Source organism: Pseudomonas sp. DP-17, from assembly GCF_022380625.1.
Lineage (GTDB): Bacteria > Pseudomonadota > Gammaproteobacteria > Pseudomonadales > Pseudomonadaceae > Pseudomonas > Pseudomonas nitroreducens_A.
Genome location: NZ_JAKSXG010000008.1, coordinates 172,103 through 193,433 on the forward strand (window position 1 = coordinate 172,103; position 21,331 = coordinate 193,433).

Here is a 21,331-nt window from a genome sequence, read left to right on the forward strand (position 1 = left end):
CTTGCCCTTCCCTCCACGCCCTCGGCAAGATGCCCGCTCCCACCACCATCGCGGGGTTGCCGTGACCGCTCTGTTCCAGGCCCTCTGGCCGTTGTTCGCGCTGATCGTCGGCGGCTTCGTGCTGCGCCGCAAAGGTTTTCCCGGCGATGCCTTCTGGCCGGCGGCCGAGCGGCTCAACTACTTCATCCTGTTCCCCGCGCTGCTCGCCAGCAGCCTGGCCAGCGCACCGCTGAACGACCCCGGCCTTGCCCGCCAGGCGCTGGCGGTGATGCTGGGCCTGGGCGTTGCCTGGACCGCCCTGCTGGCCTTCAAGCGCCTGCGCGGCTGGAGCGCCGCGCGCTTCGGCGCCATTGCCCAAGGCGTACTGCGCTTCAACACCTACCTGGGCCTTGCTGCCGTCGGCAGCCTGTACGGCAAGCCGGGACTGACCCTGGCCGCGCTGATGCTGGCGCTGATGGTGCCGACGGTTAACGTGATGTCGGTGTGGGCGCTGACCGCCGAACGCGGAATCAGCCTGCGTTCGCTGCTGCTGCCCATCGTGAAGAATCCGCTGATCCTCGCCTGCGTGGCCGGCGCCCTGCTCAACGTGACGGGCATCGGTCTGCCCGGTGGCACGGACCGGCTGTTCAACCTGCTCGCCGTGGCCAGCCTGCCACTGGGCCTGCTCTGCGTCGGGGCGGCGCTGCAGCCGCAGGAACTGCGCGCGGAAGCCTCGGCGCTGGGCTGGAACTGTGCGATCCGCCTGCTGGCCATGCCGCTTTTGGCCTTCGCCATCGCCCGCCTGCTGGCCCTGCCGGCGCTGGAAAGCGCGCTGCTGGTGCTGTTCTTCGCCTTGCCCACAGCCCCGACCGCCTACGTGCTGACCCGCCAGCTGGGCGGCGAGAGCGGGCTGATGGCCGGGATCATCACCCTGCAGACGCTGCTGGCCGGCGCCAGCCTGCTGCTGGTGATGGGACTGATCCAGGCATCTGTCTGAAAGGCTGCGCGTAGGAATCGCACGAACCTGTGGAAGCGGGCCGTGCCCACTATCGGTATGCAGGCCGCCGGCGTGGCACGCTCCTGCAAAACCATCAGGTCAGCGGAAATTCCTGCGAAAGCCTGCTGAAAGCTTGACCCCCTAGCATCGCCGCCTCGGTCCTCCCGGCCGGACCTGCGTTCGCGCAGCGTACAAAAACAACAATCGGTGATCTCCCATGCCCCGCTTCCTGTCCCTACCCGCCCTGACTCCGTCCGCACCCCGCGTGCTTATCCACAGCCGCTGCTGATCCCGCGCCGACCCGGAGTTATCCCCATGCTGACTTTCCTCGCCTTCGCCATGGTGGCGACCTTCATGTTCCTGATCATGACCAAGCGTCTGTCGGCGCTGATCGCGCTGATCCTGGTGCCGATCACCTTCGCCCTGCTAGGCGGCTTCGCCAAGGGCCTGGGGCCGATGATGCTGGACGGCATCCGCACCCTGGCGCCGACCGGCGTGATGCTGATGTTCGCCATCCTCTACTTCGCCATCATGATCGATTCCGGGCTGTTCGACCCGGCGGTGCGGCGCATCCTCAGGCTGGTCAAGGGCGACCCATTGAAGGTGTCGATGGGCACCGCCGCGCTGGCGATGATCGTCTCGCTCGATGGCGACGGCTCGACCACCTACATGATCTGCGTGGCCGCCGTGCTGCCGTTGTACAGCCGGCTGGGCATGAGCCCGCTGCTGATGGCCTGCCTGATCATGCTCTCCAGCGGAGTGCTGAACATGACGCCCTGGGGCGGGCCGACCGCCCGCGCAGCCAGCGCGCTGCATGTGGACCCGGCGGACATCTTCGTGCCGATGATCCCGGCCATGCTCGCCGGCATCGCGGCGATCTTCGGCCTGGCCTGGGTCTACGGCAAACGCGAGCGCGCGCGCCTGGGCGAACTGCACCTGCCCACCGACCACGAAGCCATGGCCGAGGTCAGCGTCTCGCAGTTTCCCGAAGCTCGCCGACCGAAGCTGCTGTGGTTCAACGCCGTGCTCACGGTGGTCCTGATGGGCACCCTGATCGCCGGTCTTCTGCCAATGCCGGTTCTCTTCATGATCGCCTTCGGTATCGCGATGATCGTGAATTATCCCTGCATTATCGAGCAGAAGAAGCGCATCGGCGCCCACGCCGAGAACGTCCTCGCGGTGGTTTCGCTGATCTTCGCCGCCGGGGTGTTCACCGGGATTCTCTCGGGAACGGGGATGGTCGAAGCCATGTCCAAGAGCCTGCTGGCGGTGATCCCGCCGGCGCTGGGGCCCTACCTGGCCACCATCACGGCGCTGGTGAGCATGCCGTTCACCTTCTTCATGTCGAATGACGCTTTCTACTACGGCGTGCTCCCGGTACTCTCCCAGGCCGCCGCGCAGTACGGCATCAGCCCGGTGGAAATGGCCCGCGCCTCCATCGTCGGCCAGCCGGTGCACCTGCTCAGCCCGCTGGTCCCCTCCACCTACCTGCTGGTGGGGCTGGCCAAGGTGGATTTCGGCGATCACCAGCGCTTCACCCTCAAGTGGGCCGTGCTGGTGTGCCTGGCGATTCTCGCCGCGGCCCTGCTGTTGGGGCTTTTCCCTCTCTTTAACGACTGACTTCGAGTACCGCTCAAATGGAATGGCTGACCAGCCCTGAAATCTGGATTGCGTTCTTCACCCTGACCGCCCTGGAGATCGTCCTGGGCATCGACAACATCATCATGATTTCCATCCTGGTCGGCCGCATGCCCAAGCACATGCAGCCGCGCACGCGCTTCTTCGGGCTGGCGCTGGCAATGGTCACGCGCATCCTGCTGTTGCTCTCGATCACCTGGGTCATGCGCCTCACCGCGGACCTGTTCCAGGTGTTCGGCCAGGGCATCTCCGGACGCGACCTGATTCTGTTCTTCGGCGGCCTGTTCCTGCTGTGGAAAAGCAGCAGCGAGATCTTCCACGGCCTGGAGGGCGAGGACGAAGCCGAGGGCGAACCCAAGAGCGTGATGGGTGGCTTCATCGGCACCATCATCCAGATCGCCATCATCGACATCGTGTTCTCGCTGGACTCGGTGATCACCGCGGTGGGCATGGTGTCCAACGTGCCGGTGATGATCGCGGCAATCATCGTCGCGGTGCTGGTGATGATGCTGGCGGCCGGCGCCATCAGCGACTTCATCGACAAGCACCCGTCGCTGAAGATGCTCGCGCTGTCCTTCCTCATCGTGGTCGGTACCGTGCTGATCGCCGAGGCCTTCGAAGTCCACGTACCCAAGGGCTACGTCTACTTCGCCATGGCCTTCTCGCTGGCCGTGGAGGCGCTGAACATCCGCATGCGCACCGCGCGCGGGAAGAAGGAAAACCCGGTGAAGCTGCGCAAGGACATTCCAGGGCAATAGTCCACAGGAGCTATTCACAGGCTTCCAATAAAAACCGGGCTGCTGTAGCCCGGTTTTTTTATCCACAGTTGCTCAGCGGAACCGTCAAGGACGCGCGACCGGCTCAGGCCAGTTGAGTACGCCCTTGTCGTTGAAACGCACCGTGCCAAAGAGTCCGCCGGCCAGCTTGCCGTTGATCTCGTAGGGCATGCCCTGGCGCGGTGGCCCGCCCGACAGGCCCCAGGCCTGGCGGAAGGCGGAGAACGCTGAAATGCTCACCGGCACGCTGATCACTTTTTCACCAAAGCGCGGCACCTGTCCGCTGGCGTCGCTCACTCCGCTGGCCAGCGGTTGGCCGTTCACTGCGAGATCCAGGGCAATGCCGTTGTAGTCGATGGCCTGGTCATTGGGATTCTGCACCCGCAGCTTGACCGTGAAGCGCGCTTCCATGCCCTGCCCCGTCGCGGGCTCAAGGCCGACCAGATCGATGCGCAGCGGATCACGCGTGCCGAACAGACTGCTGCAGGCGCCCAGCGCCAGCAGCAGGGCTATCAGGGTGACGCGTCGAACGATGGCCATATCCATTCCCTTTACAGATTTCACTTCACGGTAGCCGGCCGCAGGCGCCACACGGTGTTACCCACGTCGTCGGCGACCAGCAGCCCACCGAACTTATCCACAGCAACGCCCACCGGCCGGCCCATGGCTTCGTTTTTGTCGTTGATGAAACCGTCCAGCACCGTCACTGGCTGGCCATTGGGTTTTCCGCCGCCGAAGGGGATGAACACCACCTGGTAGCCGCTGCGCGGCTTGCGGTTCCAGGAGCCATGCTGGCCGATGAATACACCGCCACGATAGCGCTCCGGCAGCAGGCTGCCCTGATAGAAGGCAAGGCCGAGCGAAGCCGTATGGGCACCGAGGGCATAGTCGGGCACCAACGCCTTTTCCACCATGTCCGGACGCGGCGGCTCGACACGCTTATCCACATGCCGGCCGTAGTAGCTCCAGGGCCAGCCGTAGAAGCCGCCTTCCTTCACCGAGGTCATGTAATCGGGCACCAGGTCGTTGCCCAGCTCGTCGCGCTCGTTCACGGCTGTCCACAGCACGCCGCTGTTGGGTTCCCAGCCCAAACCATTGGGGTTGCGCAGACCCGAGGCGTACAGCCGCACCTTGCGGTTGCTCAGGTCGATCTGCAGGATCGCCGCGCGGTTCTTCTCGGCGTCCAGGCCATTCTCGCCGACGTTGCTGTTGGAGCCGACAGTAGCGTAGAGGTAGCGGCCATCGGGGCTGGCGAGGATGTTCTTGGTCCAGTGGTGATTGATTGGGCCACCCGGCAGGTCGACAACCTTTTCGGCCTTGGCGGCGATGGTCGTATCGCCGGTCTTGTAGGGGAAGCGCACCACCGCATCGGCATTGGCGACATATAGCCAGTTATCCACAAGCGCCATGCCGAAGGGTGAAAACAGTCCTTGCAGCAGCACGCTGCGCTGTTCGGGCACGCCATCGCCGTCAGCATCGCGCAGCAGGGTGATGCGGTTGGCGCTGGGCACCTGGGACCCGGCCTTGGCCATGATCTTCTCGGCCACCCAGCCCTTGATGCCTTCGGATTCCTCCTTGGGCGGGGCGGAGCTCTCTGCCACCAGCACGTCGCCATTGGGCAGCACGAAGAGCCAGCGCGGATGGTCGAGCTTGTCGGCGAAGCGCTGTACTTCCAGGCCTTCGGCCGCCCGTGGCGTCTGGTCGACAGGCCAGCCGGTGGCGGTGGCGACGTTGACGGTGGGCAGCAGGCTGCTCTGGGGCTCCGGCAACTGCGGCTGCGGCCCGGTGCCGGCGGTGAATGGCAGGGCGGATTTCTCGCCGCAACCGGCGAGTGCCAGTGCGACCAGCAGGGGGAACGACCAATGCATGGGACTTCTCCTCGGCCTGTAGTGGGTTTCTTCAGCAAATGGACGGCAGTCTAGACATTGGCGTCCGCCGTTCCGTGCGAAATAACCGACGCAAAGGCTCTCGCTTGTGCTTTCGATCGGCTTTACTGACAGACAGGAATCCCGGCAAATCAGCGATTTGGCGAACCCTCAAGGAAGAACGAGGGTCTACCATGACAGTCTTGTGACAATCGCCTAAGCGTTGCCGTGTCCTTCTCGGCCCTCCGCGCTGTCTGTACGGAGCCGCGGGCGAGGTCGTTACAGGGTCCGTCGACGGACGCATCGCCAACGGGCCCGCTTGAGTGCGAGGGGGCCCGACATGCTCAAACTGCTCGATCTGCTCTCTGCCGTCGCCCTGTTGGTGTGGGGCACACACATCGTCCGCACCGGCATCCTCAGGGTCTACGGCAGTAATCTGCGAAAGGTCCTCAGCCGCAGCGTGGAGAAGCGCCCGCTGGCCTTCGCTGCCGGCATTGGCGTCACCGCGCTGGTGCAAAGCAGCAACGCCACGGCGCTGCTGGCGACTTCGTTCGTCGCGACCGGGCTGATGGCCCTGGCTCCCGCCCTGGCGATCATGCTCGGCGCTGACGTCGGCACGGCGCTCATGGCGCGGGTGCTGACCCTTGACCTGTCCTGGCTGTCGCCGCTGCTGATCTTCTTCGGGGTGATCTTCTTCCTCGGCCGCAAACAGACGCGACTCGGCCAGATCGGCCGGGTGTTCATCGGCCTGGGCCTGATCATCCTCGCGCTCCAATTGATCGTCGCCGCGGCCGAGCCCATGACCCAGGCCAAGGGCGTGAAGGTGCTGTTCTCCAGCCTCACCGGCGACGTGATGCTCGACGCCCTGACCGGCGCGCTGTTCGCGATGATTTCCTATTCCAGCCTGGCCGCCGTGCTGCTCACCGCGACGCTGGCGGCGTCCAAGGTGATTTCGCTCAAGGTGGCGCTGTGCCTGGTGGTCGGCGCCAACCTGGGCAGCGGCATCCTGGCGATGATCAGCGCTTCCTCGCAGAATGCGGCCGGCCGCCGAGTGGCGCTTGGCAGCCTGCTGTTCAAGGTCGCCGGTTGCGCGCTGGTACTGCCGCTGGTAGGCCCGCTGGCGGACTGGATCGATCACTGGCAGTTCAGCACCGCCGAACTGGTGATCGCCTTCCACGTGCTCTACAACGCCACCCGTTGTCTGGCCTGCCTGCCGCTCACCGGGCAGATGGCAGCCTTCTGCACGCGCATCATGCCCGACCGCCATTCCCCGGAAGATACCGTGCGCCCGCGCCACCTCGACCCGGCGGCGCTGGATACGCCGAGCCTGGCGTTGGTCAATGCGGTACGTGAAACCCTGCGCATGGGCGACATCGTCGAGCAGATGCTGAACAACCTGATGCAGGTTATCCACAGCGGGGACCCGCTGCTGGGCAAGCAGATCCGCAAGCTGGACGACGACGTCGACGCGCTCTACACCGCGATAAAGCTCTACCTGGCGCGCATGCCCCGCGAGGATCTGAGCGAGGCGGACAGCCGCCGCTGGGCGGAGATCATCGAGCTGGCGATCAACCTCGAACAGGCGGGCGACATCATCGAGCACATGCTCGGGGCCGTGCAGGACAAGAAGACTTCGCGCAGCCGCTCCTTCTCCGATCACGGTCTGGAGGAAATCACCGTACTGCATGGCCAGCTGCTCTCGAACCTGCGCCTTTCGCTTTCGGTGTTCCTCAATGGCGACCAGGAAGGCGCCAGGCGCCTGCGCCGCGCCAAGCAGCGTTTCCGCCTGCAGGAACGGCGCTTCGCCCACTCGCACGTCGACCGCCTGCGCCAGCAGGTGGTACAGAGCATCGAAACCAGCTCGCTGCACCTGGACCTGATCAGCGACATGAAGCGCTTGAACTCGCTGTTCTGCGCCATCGCCTATGCTGTTCTGGACAACCCCGATGCCAGCGGTTCGGCAATCGGTGAGCCTGTGGAAGACGAGGACTTCGTCGAGCATGAAGTCGAGGCGACACAGGATCCCCAGCGACCGGCTTCTCCCGGCTCCAGCGCGACGGGTTGACGACCGACGGGGCTGAGCGAGCGTTCTGTCAGAACCTTCGCCAGCCCCTACAAAGTCCTGATATCACGACGCCCAGGGTTCGGGCAGAATCCGCCGCCATGGAAGCATGCACTCACCCCCAACACCCTCCCTCGGTCAGCGCCAGCCTGACCCAGGCCATCCTGCTGGCGGCTGTGCGTCTCGGCCTGAACCGCGACGCACTGCTGGCTGTCAGCGGCATTCGCGAATCCCAGCTCGCCGATCCGGATGCGCGCATCGACTTCGCGCTGCAGGAGCGTATGTGGCAGGCGATCCAGTCCGACCTGCCGCATGACGAGCCGGGCCTTGCCATAGGCCGGGCCCTGTCGCCGGCATCCTTCAGCGCGCTGGGCTACCTGTTGCAGTCGAGCACCACGATGGGCGATGCCCTCGAATCGGCGCTGCGCTACCAGCGTCTGGTGGGCGAAGGCGGCCAGGTGTCCATCGAGGCCCAGGCCGAGATCATCTGGGTCAGCTATCGCCCACTGAATCCGGAACCGCCGGCCACCCGCGCCCGCGCCCTGGCGCTGCTGGGCTTCTGGGCACGCCAGCTGCGCGCCCTGCTCAGCGACCTGCCGCTGGCCGGTTGCCGCTTCATGCACAGCCAGCCGGAAAGTCTTTCAGACTACGAAAAGGCCTTCGACTGCCCGCTGCAATTCAACGCGCCGGACTACGCCCTGGGCCTACCTCGAGCACTCATCGACGCTCCGCTGCCACAGGCCAACCCGCCGCTTCGCGACCTGTTGCGCCAGCACGCCGAAGGGCTGCTCGCCAAGCTGCCCAGCGCGAGCGTCAGTGGGCGTGTGGTTGCCCTGCTCGGTGAGCACCTGACCCGCGGCGAACCCGGCCGTGCGGCGGTGGCCGGCGAGCTCGGCCTGAGCGAACGCACCCTGCAACGTCGCCTGGCGGAAGAAGGCAGCAGTTATCAACAGCTGCTGGCTGATACCCGGCGGCAACTGGCAGAACGATACCTGGGGGAAGGCAACCTGCCGGCCACGGACATCGCCGCCTTGCTCGGCTATTCCGAGCCCAGCGTGTTCTTCCGTGCGTTCCGCCACTGGACCGGCCTGACGCCAGGCGAATATCGCCAGCAACGGCGACAATCCGCGGGTTAGCGACATCGCCAGGAGTTCGTTGCAGACGAGAGTCCGCAGGGTTTTCAACAGAGTTGTCTACAGGATATCCCCAGCGCTCCGTTCAGCCGTGCGGCCCCCGCGCAGCGAGATAGGCCAGGAAAGCCTCGCGACTGGAGTAGCGCGGTTCATAGCCGAACTCTTCCTTCAGTCGGCGGTTGTCCAGCACCGGCCGGTAGCGCAGGTAGTCGACCTGCTCGGGACCAAAACGCGACAACCCCAGCGGTTTGAGCAGTCCCAGGCCCATGCGCATCAGGCTGGCCGGCATCGGGCGGTAGGGTTTGTTGAGCAGACCGGCAATCTCGCGCAGGGACAGCGCGCCATCGCCGGCAAGGTTGTAGATGCCCTCGCTGCCGCGCTCCAGTCCCTGGCGAATGACGTTCACCACGTCCTGATCCCAGATGAAGACGAAGCGGCTGCGATGCCCCAGCACGCCGACAAGGGTGGGTCGGGCGAACAGTTCCGCCAAGGGGTTATGCACACGTCGACCGAGGATGGTGCCTGGACGAAGAACCAACTGCTTGAGTTGTGGATAACGTTCCCGTGCGTTGGCCAGCAGTTGCTCGATTTCCTGCTTGCAGCGCGCGTGCAGCAGGTGCGGATGGCCCCGCAGGGGGTGCGACTCGTCGATCCACTCGGCGTTGTCGCGGTGGAAGCCATAAGCGGCGCCAGAGCTGGTGACTATCAGTTGCTGCACGCCAGTATCCCGTGCCGCCTCGATCAGCGCGCGCGTGCCGCCGACCTCGATCGAGTGGCGTTTCTGGGCCGTCATCTCCCGCGGCGGGTTGACCACCGCGGCCAGGTGAACGATCGCATCGGGCTTCCAGTGTTCCACGCAAGCCCGCGTATGCGCGGCGACGCTCAGGTCCAGCATGACCGGCTCGATGTTCGGGCGCAGTCCCTGGGACTTGATCCGTTGCATGTCGGCGGCAATGAGCGTCCAGTCCAGGTGCTGGACGGCAAGCTCACTGAGCAGGCTCTGGCCGAGAAACCCCGCGGCGCCGGTGATCAGGACACGCATGTAGCCTCCAGATCGCCCCGGGCTGGAGCGAACGACAGGTCCATCAGTCAGGGTAGATGATCTGAGCGCAGTGGCGCGGTCCGATAGCCACGGTGATCCTGCGGGGCAGGGCCCATCGCCGAAGGCGCCACCCGACAAAGGTTGAACGTGGTGGGTTCGAGCCGGTCAATCCGCTATCCTCACGGCTTTGCGTTCAGGCACACCGCTCATGCGTTGGTTGTTCGTCCCCCTGCTCTCCCTGCTGCTCAGCGCCTTGTCCCATGCCGACCAACGGCAGACGGTCGAGGCCTATCAGCTGGAAAACGGCATGGGCGTTCTGTTCAAGCCAACCCGCGAGAAGGGCCACGTGTCGATCCGGCTGATAGTCGGCGTCGGCTTCAGCGATTTCAGCTGCCGCGACCGCCAGCTTCCGCATTTGATGGAACACTTGTTCTTCAGCGGCCTGGACGGCGGCGACGAGGCTGACCTGGAAGCGCGCATGCAGGCCCTGGGCGGCCAATGGAACGCCTTCACCAGCGAGGGCGACACCGCCTTCGTGGTCGAGTCCCCCGCCGCCACCCAGCGCCAGGTGCTGGACCTGCTGCTGGAGATCATCACCCGCACCCAGCTCGACCAGCGCAAGATCGACTCCGCCAAGCAGGTATTGGTGCGCGAGGACGGCGGCCACTATTCGCACCTGCAGCGCTGGCTGGACCATCAGAACGTCAGCCGCGCCGGCCAGGAACAACTGGCCGTGGAGCTGGGGCTCGCCTGCGATGAGCGCGCGCCTGTGGATAACCTCACCCAGGCGCAGCTGGAGCAGTTGCGCAAGGATTGGTACGTCCCCGGCAACATGACCCTGATCATCGTCGGCGACCTGGACCCGCGCCTGCCGGTCTACCTGAGCCGCACCTATGGCGCCCTGGTGGACCACGACACGCCGGAACGCCGCGATCTGCCGCAGATGAAGAACAGCGCCGAACGCCAGCGCAGCCTGATCACCGGGTTGTTCGGCGAAAGCGCAGTGCTGCACTGGATCTTCCCGGAGCCGGAACAGGCCGATGGCGCCACGCTGGACCTGCTTCAGGCCTACCTGAACGATGCTCTCTACACCGAGCTGCGCGTGCGCCGCGAGCTGTCCTACGGCCCCTGGAGCGAACGAACCGCGTGGGCCAACCAGGGCTTCCTCAGCCTCAACGCGAATGTCGAGCGGGACGAGCAAGAGGTGGCGCAAAAGGCCCTGGGGGAGCTGGTGGAGAAGATCCGTCACGACGGCCTCGACCCGCAGCGCTTCGCCCGCATCCAGCGCGTGGCGCGCGCACAACTGGCCTGGAGCACACCGGGTAATTCGACACTGGCGGATTACTACTGGGGCGCGCTGGCGGACTTCGACGACGGCAGGTTCCCCGACGAGGACAAGCGCCTGGCGAAGGTCAGCCTGGCCCACGCCAACGACGTGGCGAAGCAGCTGTTCAAGGATGAAGGTTACCTGCGCATCGAGAAACCGCTGCTGGATGACGACATGGTCTATCCGCTGGCGGGCCTGGGCGCGCTGTTGCTGGTGGGGCTGCTGGCATTGGCGCTGTGGCGCCGACGGGGCTGAACCCCGTCGGAGCGCCTTCAGGCTTCAGAGTGCGAGGCGGCGAATGACCTGGCAGGAGTCGTCCGGGTCGATCTGGGCGCGGAAACCCAGCTCGCGCGCCATGTCTCGCATGTCGCGGTCCATGGATGAGTCGATGGAGTACATCTGGTGGAAGCCATTGCGCTTGGCCACGTCGATCAGGTGGCGCATCAGCGCGACATCCAAACCCAGTTGCTTGAATTCATCGGCGATGGTGACCGCACATTCGCACTGCTGGTTATCCACAGCGGCGTAACGGCTGATGCCAACTTCGCGCAACTCACCGTCCACATGGGTCAGGGCGATGAAAGCCATGGTGGTCTGGTAATCGACGTCCATCAGGCGATCGAGCAGGCGATCGTCGATCTTCACCTCGCCATGGAAGCGGAATTTGCGGGTCATGGGCGACAGGCGCTCGAGGAACAGGCGCTCGCGCTCGCGGTCTTCGGCGCGCAACGGGCGGATCAGCACATGGCTGCCGTCTTCGAGGGTTTCTATCCAGTGATCGGCGCCAACAGCCCCGAGGGCTGCGAGCTCGGCTGTAGTGTGGGTGATCATGACGCGGTCTCCGCTGGCGAAGAGGGATTGGGATGACCCTATCCTTCTCCTGCGGATGCCGGGCGAGCCTGACTCAGGTCAACGCTGCCCGGAACCGTGCTGAGGCAGAAGGTCGCAGCTGGCCTCAGGCGCTGGCGCCCAGAGCCCCGGCGCGTATGCGGGCGCCCTTGCGGAACAGCACCAGGGTGGCGAGCAGGCCAAGGGCCGCCGCGCCACTGAGCCAGATGCCCGGTGCCGCCTTGTTGTCCAGGGCGTGGATCAGCCAGGTGCAGACCGCCGGGGTGAAGCCGCCAAAGGTCGCGGTCGCCAGGCTGTAGGCCAGCGAGAAGCCGGTGGTGCGCACGTCCGCCGGCATGACTTCGGTGAGCGCCACGACCATGGCGCCGTTGTAGCTGCCATAGAGGAAGGACAGCCACAGTTCGACTTCCAGCAAGCGGGCGAAGCTCGGTTCAGCGACCAGCCAGGACAGCATCGGATAGGCGGTCACCAGCGCCAGCACCGTGGCGGTCAGCAGCAGCGGCTTGCGCCCCACCCGGTCGGACACCGCACCCATCAGCGGCAGCCAGATGAAGTTGGACAGGCCTACACACATGGTGACCAGCAGGCTGTCGAAGTCCGACAGGTGCAGCTCGTTCCTGCCGAAGGTCGGGGTGTAGGCGGTAATCAGGTAGAAGGACACCGTGGTCATCACCACCATGGCGGTCCCGGCCAGCACCAGGCCGAAGTTCTGGCCGATGGAACGCAGCACTTCGCCCAGGCTCGGGTGATGCTTGCGCTTTTGGAACTCGGCGGTTTCCTCCAGCGAACGGCGGATGATGAACAGGGCCGGGACGATCAGGCAGCCGACGAAGAACGGCACGCGCCAGCCCCACTCGCCCATGTCCTGGGGGCTCAGCCAGTGGTTGAGGATCACGCCCAGCAGGCCGGCGAACACTACCGCCACCTGTTGGCTCGCCGACTGCCAGCTGACGAAGAAGCCGCGCTTGCCGGGTGGCGCGATCTCCGCGAGATAAACCGACACGCCCCCAAGTTCCACGCCAGCAGAGAAGCCTTGCAGCAGTCGACCGAACAGCACCAGCAGCGGCGCCGCCACACCCAGCGTGGCATAGCCCGGCACGAAGGCGATCAGCAGGGTACCCACGGCCATCAGGCCGAGGGTGATGATCAGCCCCTGACGGCGGCCATGGCGGTCGATATAGGCGCCGAGGAAGATCGCGCCGAGCGGGCGCATCAGGAAGCCGGCGCCGAAGGTCGCCAGCGACAGCATCAGCGAGGCGAAGGGGTCATCGCCCGGGAAGAAGGTCTTGGCAATGGCGGTGGCATAGAAGCCATACACCATGAAGTCATACATCTCGAGAAAGTTGCCACTCACCACGCGGAAGACGGCTTTGGCTTTGGAATTGTTCGAGGCCATAAGAACATCACTCTGGCTGTTACAGGGGGATTTCCCTGAGGGAAAATCGAATGATCCTCATCCGCGCCAGGCAGACCACGGACGAGCGATTTATTTGTAACCCTATGTGTAAAAGCCTCGGCTCGACAATCGGAAAATGGCTGAAAGGCCCATATTTCATGGAATTGAAAGCTTGGCGAAAGCTTCGATGCCGTTCGTCGGACTCCATGTTTAATCGAACAACTTCTCAGTTTTGAAAATCCGAATAAATTAATTGAAAAACTATTTGCTTCATTCAAAAACCAACTTCCTACATAAAGATCTGTAGGAAACCTTCATTATTCGAGATAACTCCTAAAGAAATACCGCAAGTAATAATCTTATTTTTATATAAGAAAATTCCTCAAATAGAAGTTAGCTTTTCCCACAAAAAAGGGAGAGCTTTCAGATGATCAAAGTGTGGGGAATGCTATTGCTGTTTTTCCTGGCCGGCTGCAACGGCTGGGTTTCGCCGGAAACCGATGGTCGCCTGACCGACCGCTATTTCTCGGTGCTCTCCGGCCCGCCGATCCCAGGCTTTATCGTGGCTTCCGCGGTGCAATGGAATGCGGACTACGCGGTGACCGCCGCCCATACGCCTTTCCTGCGCAACCAGGCCTATCGCTGCAGCACTGGCTGCGACCTGCTGTTCATTGCCCACAAGGCCGATGGCGAACTGCCGCGATGGCGTGAGTTCCGCGCGGGTGAGGCTGTCACCGCGCTGGGCAGCAGTTCGCTGTTGATCCCGATGAGCAGCATGGGCAAGGTCTGGCCGGTGCCCTTCGTCGATGACGGCTCGGCCAGTGGCGAGCGCTACGGCGTGCACGACGCGGCCATTGCCAAGGGAATGTCCGGCGGGCCGCTGATCGGCAGCGATGGCAGCGTGCTGGGAATCAACATCGGTTTCCAGGCAGGGTTCAAGCCGCCGGCGAACCGCCCGGAACTGGCCGGCATGTCACGCCTGAGCGTTTTCGTGCCCTACAGCGTGATCCAGCGCGAATGGCTGCTGTTCCAGGCACAGGCGGCACGCCGGACGAGCCATCACGCCCTTCAGGCAAAGAACCAGTAACAGACGCCGATGGAAGCCAGCACGCCGGCCAGGTCCGCCACCAGCGCGCAGCCCACCGCGTGACGGGCCCGCTGGATACCGACGGCGCCAAAGTACACGGCAAGCACGTAGAAGGTGGTTTCGGTGCTGCCCTGCACCGTGGCGGCCACCAGTGCCGGGAAGCTGTCCACGCCGTAGGACTGCATGGTTTCCAGCAGCATCGCGCGTGCGGCGCTGCCGGAGAACGGCTTGACCAGCGCAGTGGGCAGCGCATCGACGAAGCGGGTATCCCAGCCCACGCCTTCAACCACCCAGCGGATGCCGTCCAGCGCCATCTCCAGTGCACCGGACGCACGCAGCACGCCAACGGCGCAGAGCATCGCCACCAGGTAGGGCAGCAGGCTCTTGGCGACGTCGAAGCCTTCCTTCGCGCCTTCGACGAAGGTTTCGTAGACCGGCACCTTCTTCAGCCAGCCGACTATCAGGAACAGCAGGATGATGCCGAACAGCGTCAGGTTGCCCAGCAGCGAGGACAGTTGCGCCAGCGCGGTGGCGGAGAGCCCCGCCAGCAGCGCCATGAAGCCGCCCAGCGCCAGCGCGCCGGGAATCAGGTAGGCCAGCACCACCGGGTCCCACAGGCGCAGCCGCTGCATGACCGCCACGCTGAGCAGCCCCACCAGGGTGGAGGCGCTGGTGGCCAGCAGGATCGGCAGGAATACCAGGGTCGGGTCCACCGCGCCCTGCTGGGCGCGGTACATGAAGATGGTCACCGGCAGCAGGGTCAGGGACGAGGCGTTGAGCACCAGGAAGAGGACCTGCGCGTTGCTCGCCGTGGTGCTGCTGGGGTTGAGTTCCTGCAGCGCCTTCATGGCTTTCAGACCGATGGGCGTGGCGGCGTTGTCCAGGCCCAGGCCGTTGGCGGCGAAGTTCAGGGTGATCAGGCCAATGGCCGGATGGCCGGGGGGTACTTCCGGCATCAGGCGGCGGAACAGCGGGCCGAGCAGCACGGCAAGCTTTTCCACCAGGCCGGCCTTCTCGGCGATACGCAGGAAGCCCAGCCACAGGGTCAGGGTGCCGAACAGCAGCACCATGACTTCCACCGACAGCTTGGCCATGGCGAACAGGCTTTCCACCATGGCGGCGAATACGGTGGCCTCGCCACCCAGCAGCCAGCGGGAAAGCGCGGTGACCGCCGCGACGATGAAAAAGCCCAGCCACAGGCCGTTGAGCATGAAGAGTCCCCCTTGGAATGGCCCGGATGATAGCGGCACGAGCCCCTCCGGCGCCATAAACGACAAGGCCCCGGACGCTGCCGGGGCCTTGTGGATAACCCTTCCGGGTCAGTGGGTGGCGGGGCTTGCCTTGCCGTCGGCGCTCTCGCCTTCGAGGAAGGCTTCGACGCGGCCGTTCTGCATGGCCTGCCAGTAGCGGGCGCCTTTCTGCGCGTCGTAAACGCCTTCCCACTTGGAGATCACCAGCACCGCCAGGGCGTTTCCGATCACGTTCAGCGCGGTGCGAGCCATGTCCATGATGCGGTCGACACCGGCGATGAAGGCCAGGCCTTCCAGCGGAATGCCCACGCTGCCCAGGGTCGCCAGCAGCACCACGAAGGAAACCCCCGGCACGCCGGCGATGCCCTTGGAGGTGACCATCAGGGTCAGTACCAGCATCAGTTGCTGGCCAATGGACAGGTCGATGCCGTAGAGCTGGGCGATGAAGATCGCCGCGATGCTCTGGTACAGGGTCGAGCCATCGAGGTTGAACGAGTAGCCGGTGGGCACCACGAAGCTGCTCACCGCCTTGGGCGCGCCGTAGGCTTCCATCTTCTCGATGATGCGCGGCAATACGGTCTCGGAGCTGGCGGTGGAATACGCCAGGACCAGCTCATCCTTGAAGATGCGCATCAGCTTGATGATCGAGAAGCCGAACAGGCGTGCGGCCAGGCCCAGCACCATGAAGGCGAAGAAGGCGATGGCGAAGTACACCAGCACCACCAGCTTGGCCAGCGGCAGCAGCGAGGCGAAGCCGAAGTTGGCGACCGTTACGGCGATCAGCGCGAACACGCCGATGGGGGCGTAGCGCATGATCATGTGGGTGACGCGGAACATGGCCTCGGCCACGCCCTGGAACATCTTTACCAGCGGCTCGCGGGTCGGTGCCGGCAGCGAGGAAAGCCCCAGGCCGAACATCACCGAGAAGAAGATGATCGGCAGCATCTCGCCACGGGCCATGGCCGCGAAGATGTTCGACGGGATCAGGTTGAGGATGGTCTCGATGAAGGCGTGGTGGTGTTCGACTTCCTTGGCGGTCTGCGCGTACTGGGAGATATCCACAGTGCCCAGGGTGCTCATGTCGATACCGGCGCCGGGCTGGAAGAGGTTCGCCAGCAGCAGGCCGACCACGATGGCGACCGTGGTGATGATTTCGAAGTAGATGATGGTCTTCAGGCCGATGCGGCCGAGTTTCTTCGCGTCACCCATGCCGGCGATGCCGACGATGAGCGAGGAGATCACGATCGGTACGACGATCATCTTGATCAGGCGGATGAAGATATCGCCGGCCGGCTGGAGGATGTTGCTGATCCACCAGGCCTTTTCCGCGCTGAAATGATTGAGCGCGGCGCCCAGTGCGATTCCGAGTACCAGGCCGATGAGGATCTGCCAGGCGAGGCTGAGCTTGGCTTTGCCCATAGTGAGTCACCCTTGATTCTTGTGGAAGTCGGGGTCGCAAAGCCATCGGGATGCCGACGGCCAGCGAAAAAAGGGGCGCATGATTCCCACCCACCCTTTTCCCGTCTAATGCCGGAAACGCCTACCCCATGCACAATCGGCATGGAAAAAGGCATCTGAAACCTTGGTTCCAGGTCGAAGGAACCTTGATTTTCTGCATGACACAGGTTCCTCAACGCCTGTCACGCAGCGCTCTTCAAAGCCGTCTAGGCTTGGTGCTAATCGGCCATCAATGGCGTGTATCGATCGGAGAAGAAGCCGGGGCGCGATGACGGCGGCTTTCTGTTTCCGGATGTACGGTCACGTTGTGGACCGTCGGGGGATGGCCGTGGGCGAGCAAAGGGCCCATCGGCGGCAAGGCTGGCTGGAGCGCGGGCGCTGTGGATCAGTCGCTCGACTCCGCTCTTCATTGTGGAGGTGGTGGCTGACCGTCAATCGGGCAAAACGCCCGACGAGAATCGGTGGGTGATTGTAAGTCGTTTCCACAAGGCCCCAATTGACTGACATCAGTGAAGTTCGACCGGCTTCGAGCCAGCGTGCGGCTACCCTGCCGCCGCCGCGACAGCCGGGTTAGCAATGGGTTGTTCAATGTGGTGAAAGCACAACGCGGTGAAACTTTGAATAAGGATGCTCCATGACGCGACGCTACGTAGTACCCACCCTGCTCTTCGCCGGTGCCCTGGCGCTGGCCGGCTGCTCCAGCCAGAAACCGGACACCTCGCAGTACTCGGGCTTCCTCGGCGACTACTCGCAACTCAAGCCCGCCACCTCCCCCAGCGGCCAACCGGTGCTGCGCTGGGTCGATCCGAACCTGAAGCTGCAGAACTACAGCTCGGTCCTGGTCGAGCGGCCGGTTTACTACCCGCCGCCCAAGCCGAACGAGAACATCGATCAAAAGACGCTCGACGAGATCCCCGACTACCTGAAGAAGCAGGTGGAGCTGCAATTGGGCAGCCGCTACCGCATCGTCCAGCAGGCTGATCGCGACACGCTGGTGCTGCGCACCGCTATCACCGGCGTGAACATTTCCACCGAGGGTCTCAAGGCTTACGAAGTGATCCCGATTGCCCTGGTGGTGGCAGCCACGACCACGGCCATGGGCACCCGGGACCAGGACACTGAGGTCTACGTCGAATTCGAGGCGCTGGATGGCGCGACCAGCAAACCGGTCGCCAAGGTCGTGCGCAAGGGTGCTGGCAAGACGCTGGAGAACACCAGCACTCACCTGAATCTCACCGACCTGAAACCGGTGCTCGACGGCTGGGCCCGCGACGCCGCCAACTTCAAGCCGTAATCGGTTCGGACATGAAATGAAGCGCTCCGGAACCGGCGCGAGAATCCCGCGCCGGTTCCGGAGGCTTTGCCTGGCCCGGCCCGCTATTGCGGAGGTACCCCCTGTACCCCTGGGTCATTCAGGACCTGACGCATCCCGAACATCCCGGCCCCTTGGCCGTGCGTACGCCTTCTGGGTACGCGAATCTCTGAACCTGCCTGCCGCCATGAAGGCGATCAGTACCAGTTCGGATCGCTCTTGAGCTGGTCGTCGAGGATCCTTTTCACCGAATCGTTCGGCTCGCCCAGCCAGCGGAAGCTGGCGTGCTTGCTCGGCGATTTGTCCGCAGGAAGGTTTTCAGGAACCTTCACATACAGTGCGTAGGCCTTGTCCTTGTCCCAGGTGAAGGCCACATAGAGCCTCTGTGCAGCGCAGTTGTGCTGCTCGCACAGCTGGCCCACCAGGTATTTGTCGCCCTGCTCGTCCACCGCCTGCATCGGGGTCGCGGTGCCGCTGAGGTTCATGACCCAGTCCGGCAGACGGCTCTCGTCCTTCACTACCGATTGCCAGGTGTCTCGGTACTGCTCGTCGCTGGCGATCAGCTCGTTGAGGCGGTACTGCGCGTCCTTGTCCGCCTCGGCGGCCAGGGCCTGGGCCCCGGCGCCGAGCAGAAGGACCGACAGCAACAGATTGCGGGTAAAGCTCATCGCTACGCTCCTTGTTCCACTTTCAGCCGGTTTTCAGGGCATCAACCTCGGCGACGGCCCATGAAGAACGACACGATGAACAGCACCAGGAAGATCACGAAAAGGATCTTGGCAATACTGGTGGCGGCGCCGGCGATGCCACCGAAGCCCAGGACCGCGGCGATGATGGCGATGATCAGGAATGTCAGTGCCCAGCTAAGCATGGGGTCTCTCCTCTTCTCGTTGTCGGTTTGGCACCGCTTTCGGGTACCTGCTCCGGAGCGGTTGCAAGGCAGCCTCCGGATGAATTGTCCGCCCGGGCGTTTCCGGGCACTGCGGACATATCGGGCACGCCATTGGCGCGCCAGCGATCGGGTTCAGAACACCCAGCCACTCTGGGTCCGCCCCATCGGCTGAACCTGGGTCTGGGCCTGGGCCTGCGGGGTTTGCAATACCTGAGTCTGGTTGTGAGCGGGGGCGGTCTGTGGATAACGCGAAGCTTCGCGATACAGCCCGGGCGCGCTGGAGGCCGTCGGGACATAGGCCACCGGTGCGCTGGCAGCCTTCACCTGGGATACCTGCATCTGCAGCTGCACCTGGTTGATCAGCAACAGCAGCAGGGCGCCAGCGAAGAAGATCCGGCTCCACACATCGATACGCGCGACTGGCACTTGGCTGTTGGTTCCGCTGTTCATCCCGTTTCTCCTGCCCGTCGCCGGACTGTTTGTCGAACCTCGGACCCGTCCTCCGGTCCTTTCAGGTTCTTCGCCACCGCGGGTGGTTCGTTGACTGTCTTGCAGTAGGAATTGCACGGCGCATGCCAGTCTTCTGAATCGATATTTTCCCTTATAAATCAATTAGTTAAATATGGTACTCAAGTCCCTTTGTGCCGCATCCTGCACGATGGGTCCACCCAGGTCGTGCGTTTTGCAATTTCAGCTCCGGGCACCTCCCTGTGCCTTTGTGAAGCGCATCACTCCAGCGAATGCTTGAGCTGGCTCATCTCGTCGTGGCAGGCCCTCACCTTGGGCAGTTCGGCGCGCAGCAGCGCCTGGGTCTGCGGCGTACCGTTCTGCAGGGCATCCTCGAACGCATGCAGGATCCGATCTTCGGTCTCCTCGAGCTGGGCGACGTAACTCGCAGCCTCGTCACTGGCCAATGTTGCGCGGGTATCGGCGTAGACCTGGCGCAGCCTGCCCAGCAAGGTGCCGCCGGCGGCCGGGTCTTCGTGGTTGGCCGCCACCTCTCCGGCCAAGGCGTTGATGACATCGGTCTTGGCCTGTGCCATCGACTGGAACAGCCGCTGCAGGCGGGCATCCTTCACTTCCTGGATCGCATGCTGGTAGAAACGCTGGCCGTCACGGGTGATCTCGATGAGTTCGTTGAGCTGACTGGTGGTGCGGGTCATGACAGGTTCTCCTGCAAAGCAAGGGTGAGAGTCAGGCGGCCTGGCCGGCCACCTTCAAGGCGGTGGCGTCCACATCACGCACGCCCCGGGTCTTGCGAGCCGAATCGATCAATTGCTGGCGCTCGTCGGCGCTGGGTACCTGGCCCCGGAGCGTGACCACGCCGTCGCGGGTCGACACGCCAATGGAAAGCCCGCCCAGCGCATGGGCCGAAAGAATGTCGGCCTTGATCTGGCTGGTGATCCAGGCATCGCTGACGGCGGCCTGGGCATCGCCGACGGATTTTTCGAAGCGCTGGGTCGAGGTGGCATCAGGGTCAACCTTCAAACGGTTATCCACCGAGCTGACGCCCTCGGTCTGCGCCGCCAGGTGTGCGGCCTGCTGGCTGGCCGCGTCGCTGACCACGGTGCCATCCAGGGTGACGGCGCCCGCCCGGCTGGTGACCTTGATATCCAGGCCTTCGCCGCGCTTCTCCAGCAGCAGCTTGGATTTCACCCGGGCGGCCAACGTGGCGTCGTCCCACCGCTGTACAGCGCCTTCCTGTCTGGAGGCATCAGCCTTCTGCGCATCGGCCAGGGCAGCGTCGACGCCCAGCTGGTTATCCACAGCATTGATGCCCTCGACGCTCCCGGCGATCTGCCCGGCCAGCGCCTTCTGTTCCTCGCTGGCCACCGCGCCGGTGAGCTGCGCCCGTCCACTCTCGACATCCACCTTGATGGTGTAAGGCTTGAGTTCACGGTTGAGATTGAGGGCCGTCCAGATGGAGCCTTCCTGGCGCGCCTCGGCCAGTTGGGCCGACAGGCCAGCCTCGGCGGCGTGGCTGGCGATCGGTTGCAGGGCGAACAATGCGGAACTCAGAGCGAGGGCAAGGATCTTGGGATTGGGCGACATGGACATGGCGGTCTCCGTCAAACGATGGTGCAAGATTGGATCCGCAAGCCGCGTGCCAGTGCCTTTTGTGGATAAAATTCCTGTAATTCAATGTGTTGGATGGCCTGTGCATAACCTGAACCTGTGCACCCTGCCCGAGGGCACAGAAAGATTCTTGCAACTTGCACGAAAAACCCTGGACTAAGAAAAATCGCACCCCTTACAACAACGAATCAC

The 21,331-nt window shown here is 64.0% G+C and carries 20 protein-coding genes; 8 read left to right on the plus strand and 12 right to left on the minus strand.

The features are described 5' to 3' along the window. The first annotated feature begins 1 nt into the window (after window position 1). From MJ122_RS13725 to MJ122_RS13735, 3 genes are all read left to right on the plus strand, one after another. Window positions 2-976, plus strand: a complete 975-nt coding sequence (locus MJ122_RS13725; protein ID WP_172419267.1) for an AEC family transporter — start codon at window positions 2-4, stop codon at window positions 974-976. Between the two features lie 315 nt (window positions 977-1,291). After that, window positions 1,292-2,596: a CitMHS family transporter gene (locus tag MJ122_RS13730; protein WP_239744545.1), complete on the plus strand. Its 1,305-nt coding sequence runs from the start codon at window positions 1,292-1,294 to the stop codon at window positions 2,594-2,596. A 17-nt stretch (window positions 2,597-2,613) separates the two neighbouring features. Further along, complete coding sequence (locus tag MJ122_RS13735; RefSeq protein WP_017521441.1) at window positions 2,614-3,372, plus strand: TerC family protein; 759 nt, start codon at window positions 2,614-2,616, stop codon at window positions 3,370-3,372. Between the two features lie 84 nt (window positions 3,373-3,456). Here the strand turns inward: MJ122_RS13735 and MJ122_RS13740 are convergent, their stop codons facing one another. Both MJ122_RS13740 and MJ122_RS13745 read right to left on the minus strand, forming a co-directional pair. Next, window positions 3,457-3,930, minus strand: a complete 474-nt coding sequence (locus tag MJ122_RS13740) for an LEA type 2 family protein (protein ID WP_088420723.1) — start codon at window positions 3,928-3,930, stop codon at window positions 3,457-3,459. A gap of 20 nt (window positions 3,931-3,950) precedes the next feature. After that, on the minus strand, window positions 3,951-5,258 hold the full coding sequence (locus MJ122_RS13745; RefSeq protein WP_088420721.1) for a sorbosone dehydrogenase family protein: 1,308 nt from the start codon (window positions 5,256-5,258) through the stop codon (window positions 3,951-3,953). A 337-nt stretch (window positions 5,259-5,595) separates the two neighbouring features. Between MJ122_RS13745 and MJ122_RS13750 the strand changes: the two genes are divergently transcribed. After that, window positions 5,596-7,320: a Na/Pi cotransporter family protein gene (locus tag MJ122_RS13750; RefSeq protein ID WP_088420719.1), complete on the plus strand. Its 1,725-nt coding sequence runs from the start codon at window positions 5,596-5,598 to the stop codon at window positions 7,318-7,320. A 98-nt stretch (window positions 7,321-7,418) separates the two neighbouring features. Continuing rightward, a complete protein-coding gene (locus MJ122_RS13755) occupies window positions 7,419-8,453 on the plus strand; it encodes an AraC family transcriptional regulator (RefSeq protein WP_088420717.1) in 1,035 nt (344 codons plus the stop codon). Between the two features lie 82 nt (window positions 8,454-8,535). Here the strand turns inward: MJ122_RS13755 and MJ122_RS13760 are convergent, their stop codons facing one another. Next, window positions 8,536-9,492, minus strand: coding sequence for an NAD-dependent epimerase/dehydratase family protein (locus MJ122_RS13760; RefSeq protein ID WP_088420715.1), 957 nt, complete (start codon window positions 9,490-9,492; stop codon window positions 8,536-8,538). Window positions 9,493-9,700: 208 nt separating this feature from the next. On the opposite strand from MJ122_RS13760, the gene MJ122_RS13765 reads away from it, so the two are divergent. After that, window positions 9,701-11,074, plus strand: a complete 1,374-nt coding sequence (locus MJ122_RS13765; RefSeq protein ID WP_088420713.1) for a pitrilysin family protein — start codon at window positions 9,701-9,703, stop codon at window positions 11,072-11,074. Window positions 11,075-11,098: 24 nt separating this feature from the next. On the opposite strand, the gene MJ122_RS13770 is transcribed toward MJ122_RS13765, so the two are convergent. Beyond that, on the minus strand, window positions 11,099-11,650 hold the full coding sequence (locus tag MJ122_RS13770) for a hypothetical protein (protein ID WP_017521434.1): 552 nt from the start codon (window positions 11,648-11,650) through the stop codon (window positions 11,099-11,101). 124 nt (window positions 11,651-11,774) lie between these two features. Next, entirely contained in the window at window positions 11,775-13,064 is a 1,290-nt protein-coding gene (locus MJ122_RS13775) for an MFS transporter (RefSeq protein ID WP_239744546.1), read from the minus strand. Window positions 13,065-13,491: 427 nt separating this feature from the next. On the opposite strand from MJ122_RS13775, the gene MJ122_RS13780 reads away from it, so the two are divergent. Beyond that, window positions 13,492-14,151: a S1C family serine protease gene (locus tag MJ122_RS13780; protein WP_239744547.1), complete on the plus strand. Its 660-nt coding sequence runs from the start codon at window positions 13,492-13,494 to the stop codon at window positions 14,149-14,151. Here MJ122_RS13780 and MJ122_RS13785 read toward each other — a convergent pair. Further along, window positions 14,133-15,362 carry a spore maturation protein gene (locus MJ122_RS13785; RefSeq protein WP_239744548.1) on the minus strand — a complete coding sequence of 410 codons (1,230 nt, stop codon included), beginning with the start codon at window positions 15,360-15,362 and terminating at the stop codon, window positions 14,133-14,135. The genes MJ122_RS13780 and MJ122_RS13785 overlap by 19 nt on opposite strands. Window positions 15,363-15,470: 108 nt before the next feature. Continuing rightward, the gene (gltP, locus tag MJ122_RS13790; RefSeq protein WP_239744549.1) at window positions 15,471-16,820 is read right to left on the minus strand and encodes a glutamate/aspartate:proton symporter GltP; all 1,350 of its coding nucleotides are present in this window, start codon (window positions 16,818-16,820) and stop codon (window positions 15,471-15,473) included. A 673-nt stretch (window positions 16,821-17,493) separates the two neighbouring features. On the opposite strand from gltP, the gene MJ122_RS13795 reads away from it, so the two are divergent. Beyond that, a complete protein-coding gene (locus MJ122_RS13795) occupies window positions 17,494-18,153 on the plus strand; it encodes a DUF3313 domain-containing protein (RefSeq protein WP_088420703.1) in 660 nt (219 codons plus the stop codon). Window positions 18,154-18,368: 215 nt separating this feature from the next. On the opposite strand, the gene MJ122_RS13800 is transcribed toward MJ122_RS13795, so the two are convergent. The 5 genes from MJ122_RS13800 to MJ122_RS13820 all read right to left on the minus strand — a co-directional run bounded on the left by MJ122_RS13800 (window position 18,369) and on the right by MJ122_RS13820 (window position 21,121). After that, the gene (locus tag MJ122_RS13800) at window positions 18,369-18,839 is read right to left on the minus strand and encodes an inhibitor of vertebrate lysozyme family protein (protein ID WP_088420701.1); all 471 of its coding nucleotides are present in this window, start codon (window positions 18,837-18,839) and stop codon (window positions 18,369-18,371) included. A 41-nt stretch (window positions 18,840-18,880) separates the two neighbouring features. Then, on the minus strand, window positions 18,881-19,042 hold the full coding sequence (locus tag MJ122_RS13805) for a DUF1328 domain-containing protein (protein WP_017518828.1): 162 nt from the start codon (window positions 19,040-19,042) through the stop codon (window positions 18,881-18,883). Between the two features lie 153 nt (window positions 19,043-19,195). Beyond that, window positions 19,196-19,513, minus strand: coding sequence for a hypothetical protein (locus MJ122_RS13810; RefSeq protein WP_239744550.1), 318 nt, complete (start codon window positions 19,511-19,513; stop codon window positions 19,196-19,198). Window positions 19,514-19,791: 278 nt separating this feature from the next. Next, window positions 19,792-20,226 (minus strand): PA2169 family four-helix-bundle protein, encoded by a 435-nt coding sequence (locus MJ122_RS13815; protein WP_088420697.1) that lies wholly within the window; start codon window positions 20,224-20,226, stop codon window positions 19,792-19,794. Window positions 20,227-20,257: 31 nt separating this feature from the next. Continuing rightward, a complete protein-coding gene (locus MJ122_RS13820) occupies window positions 20,258-21,121 on the minus strand; it encodes a BON domain-containing protein (protein WP_239744551.1) in 864 nt (287 codons plus the stop codon). Between the last annotated feature and the right edge of the window lie 210 nt (window positions 21,122-21,331).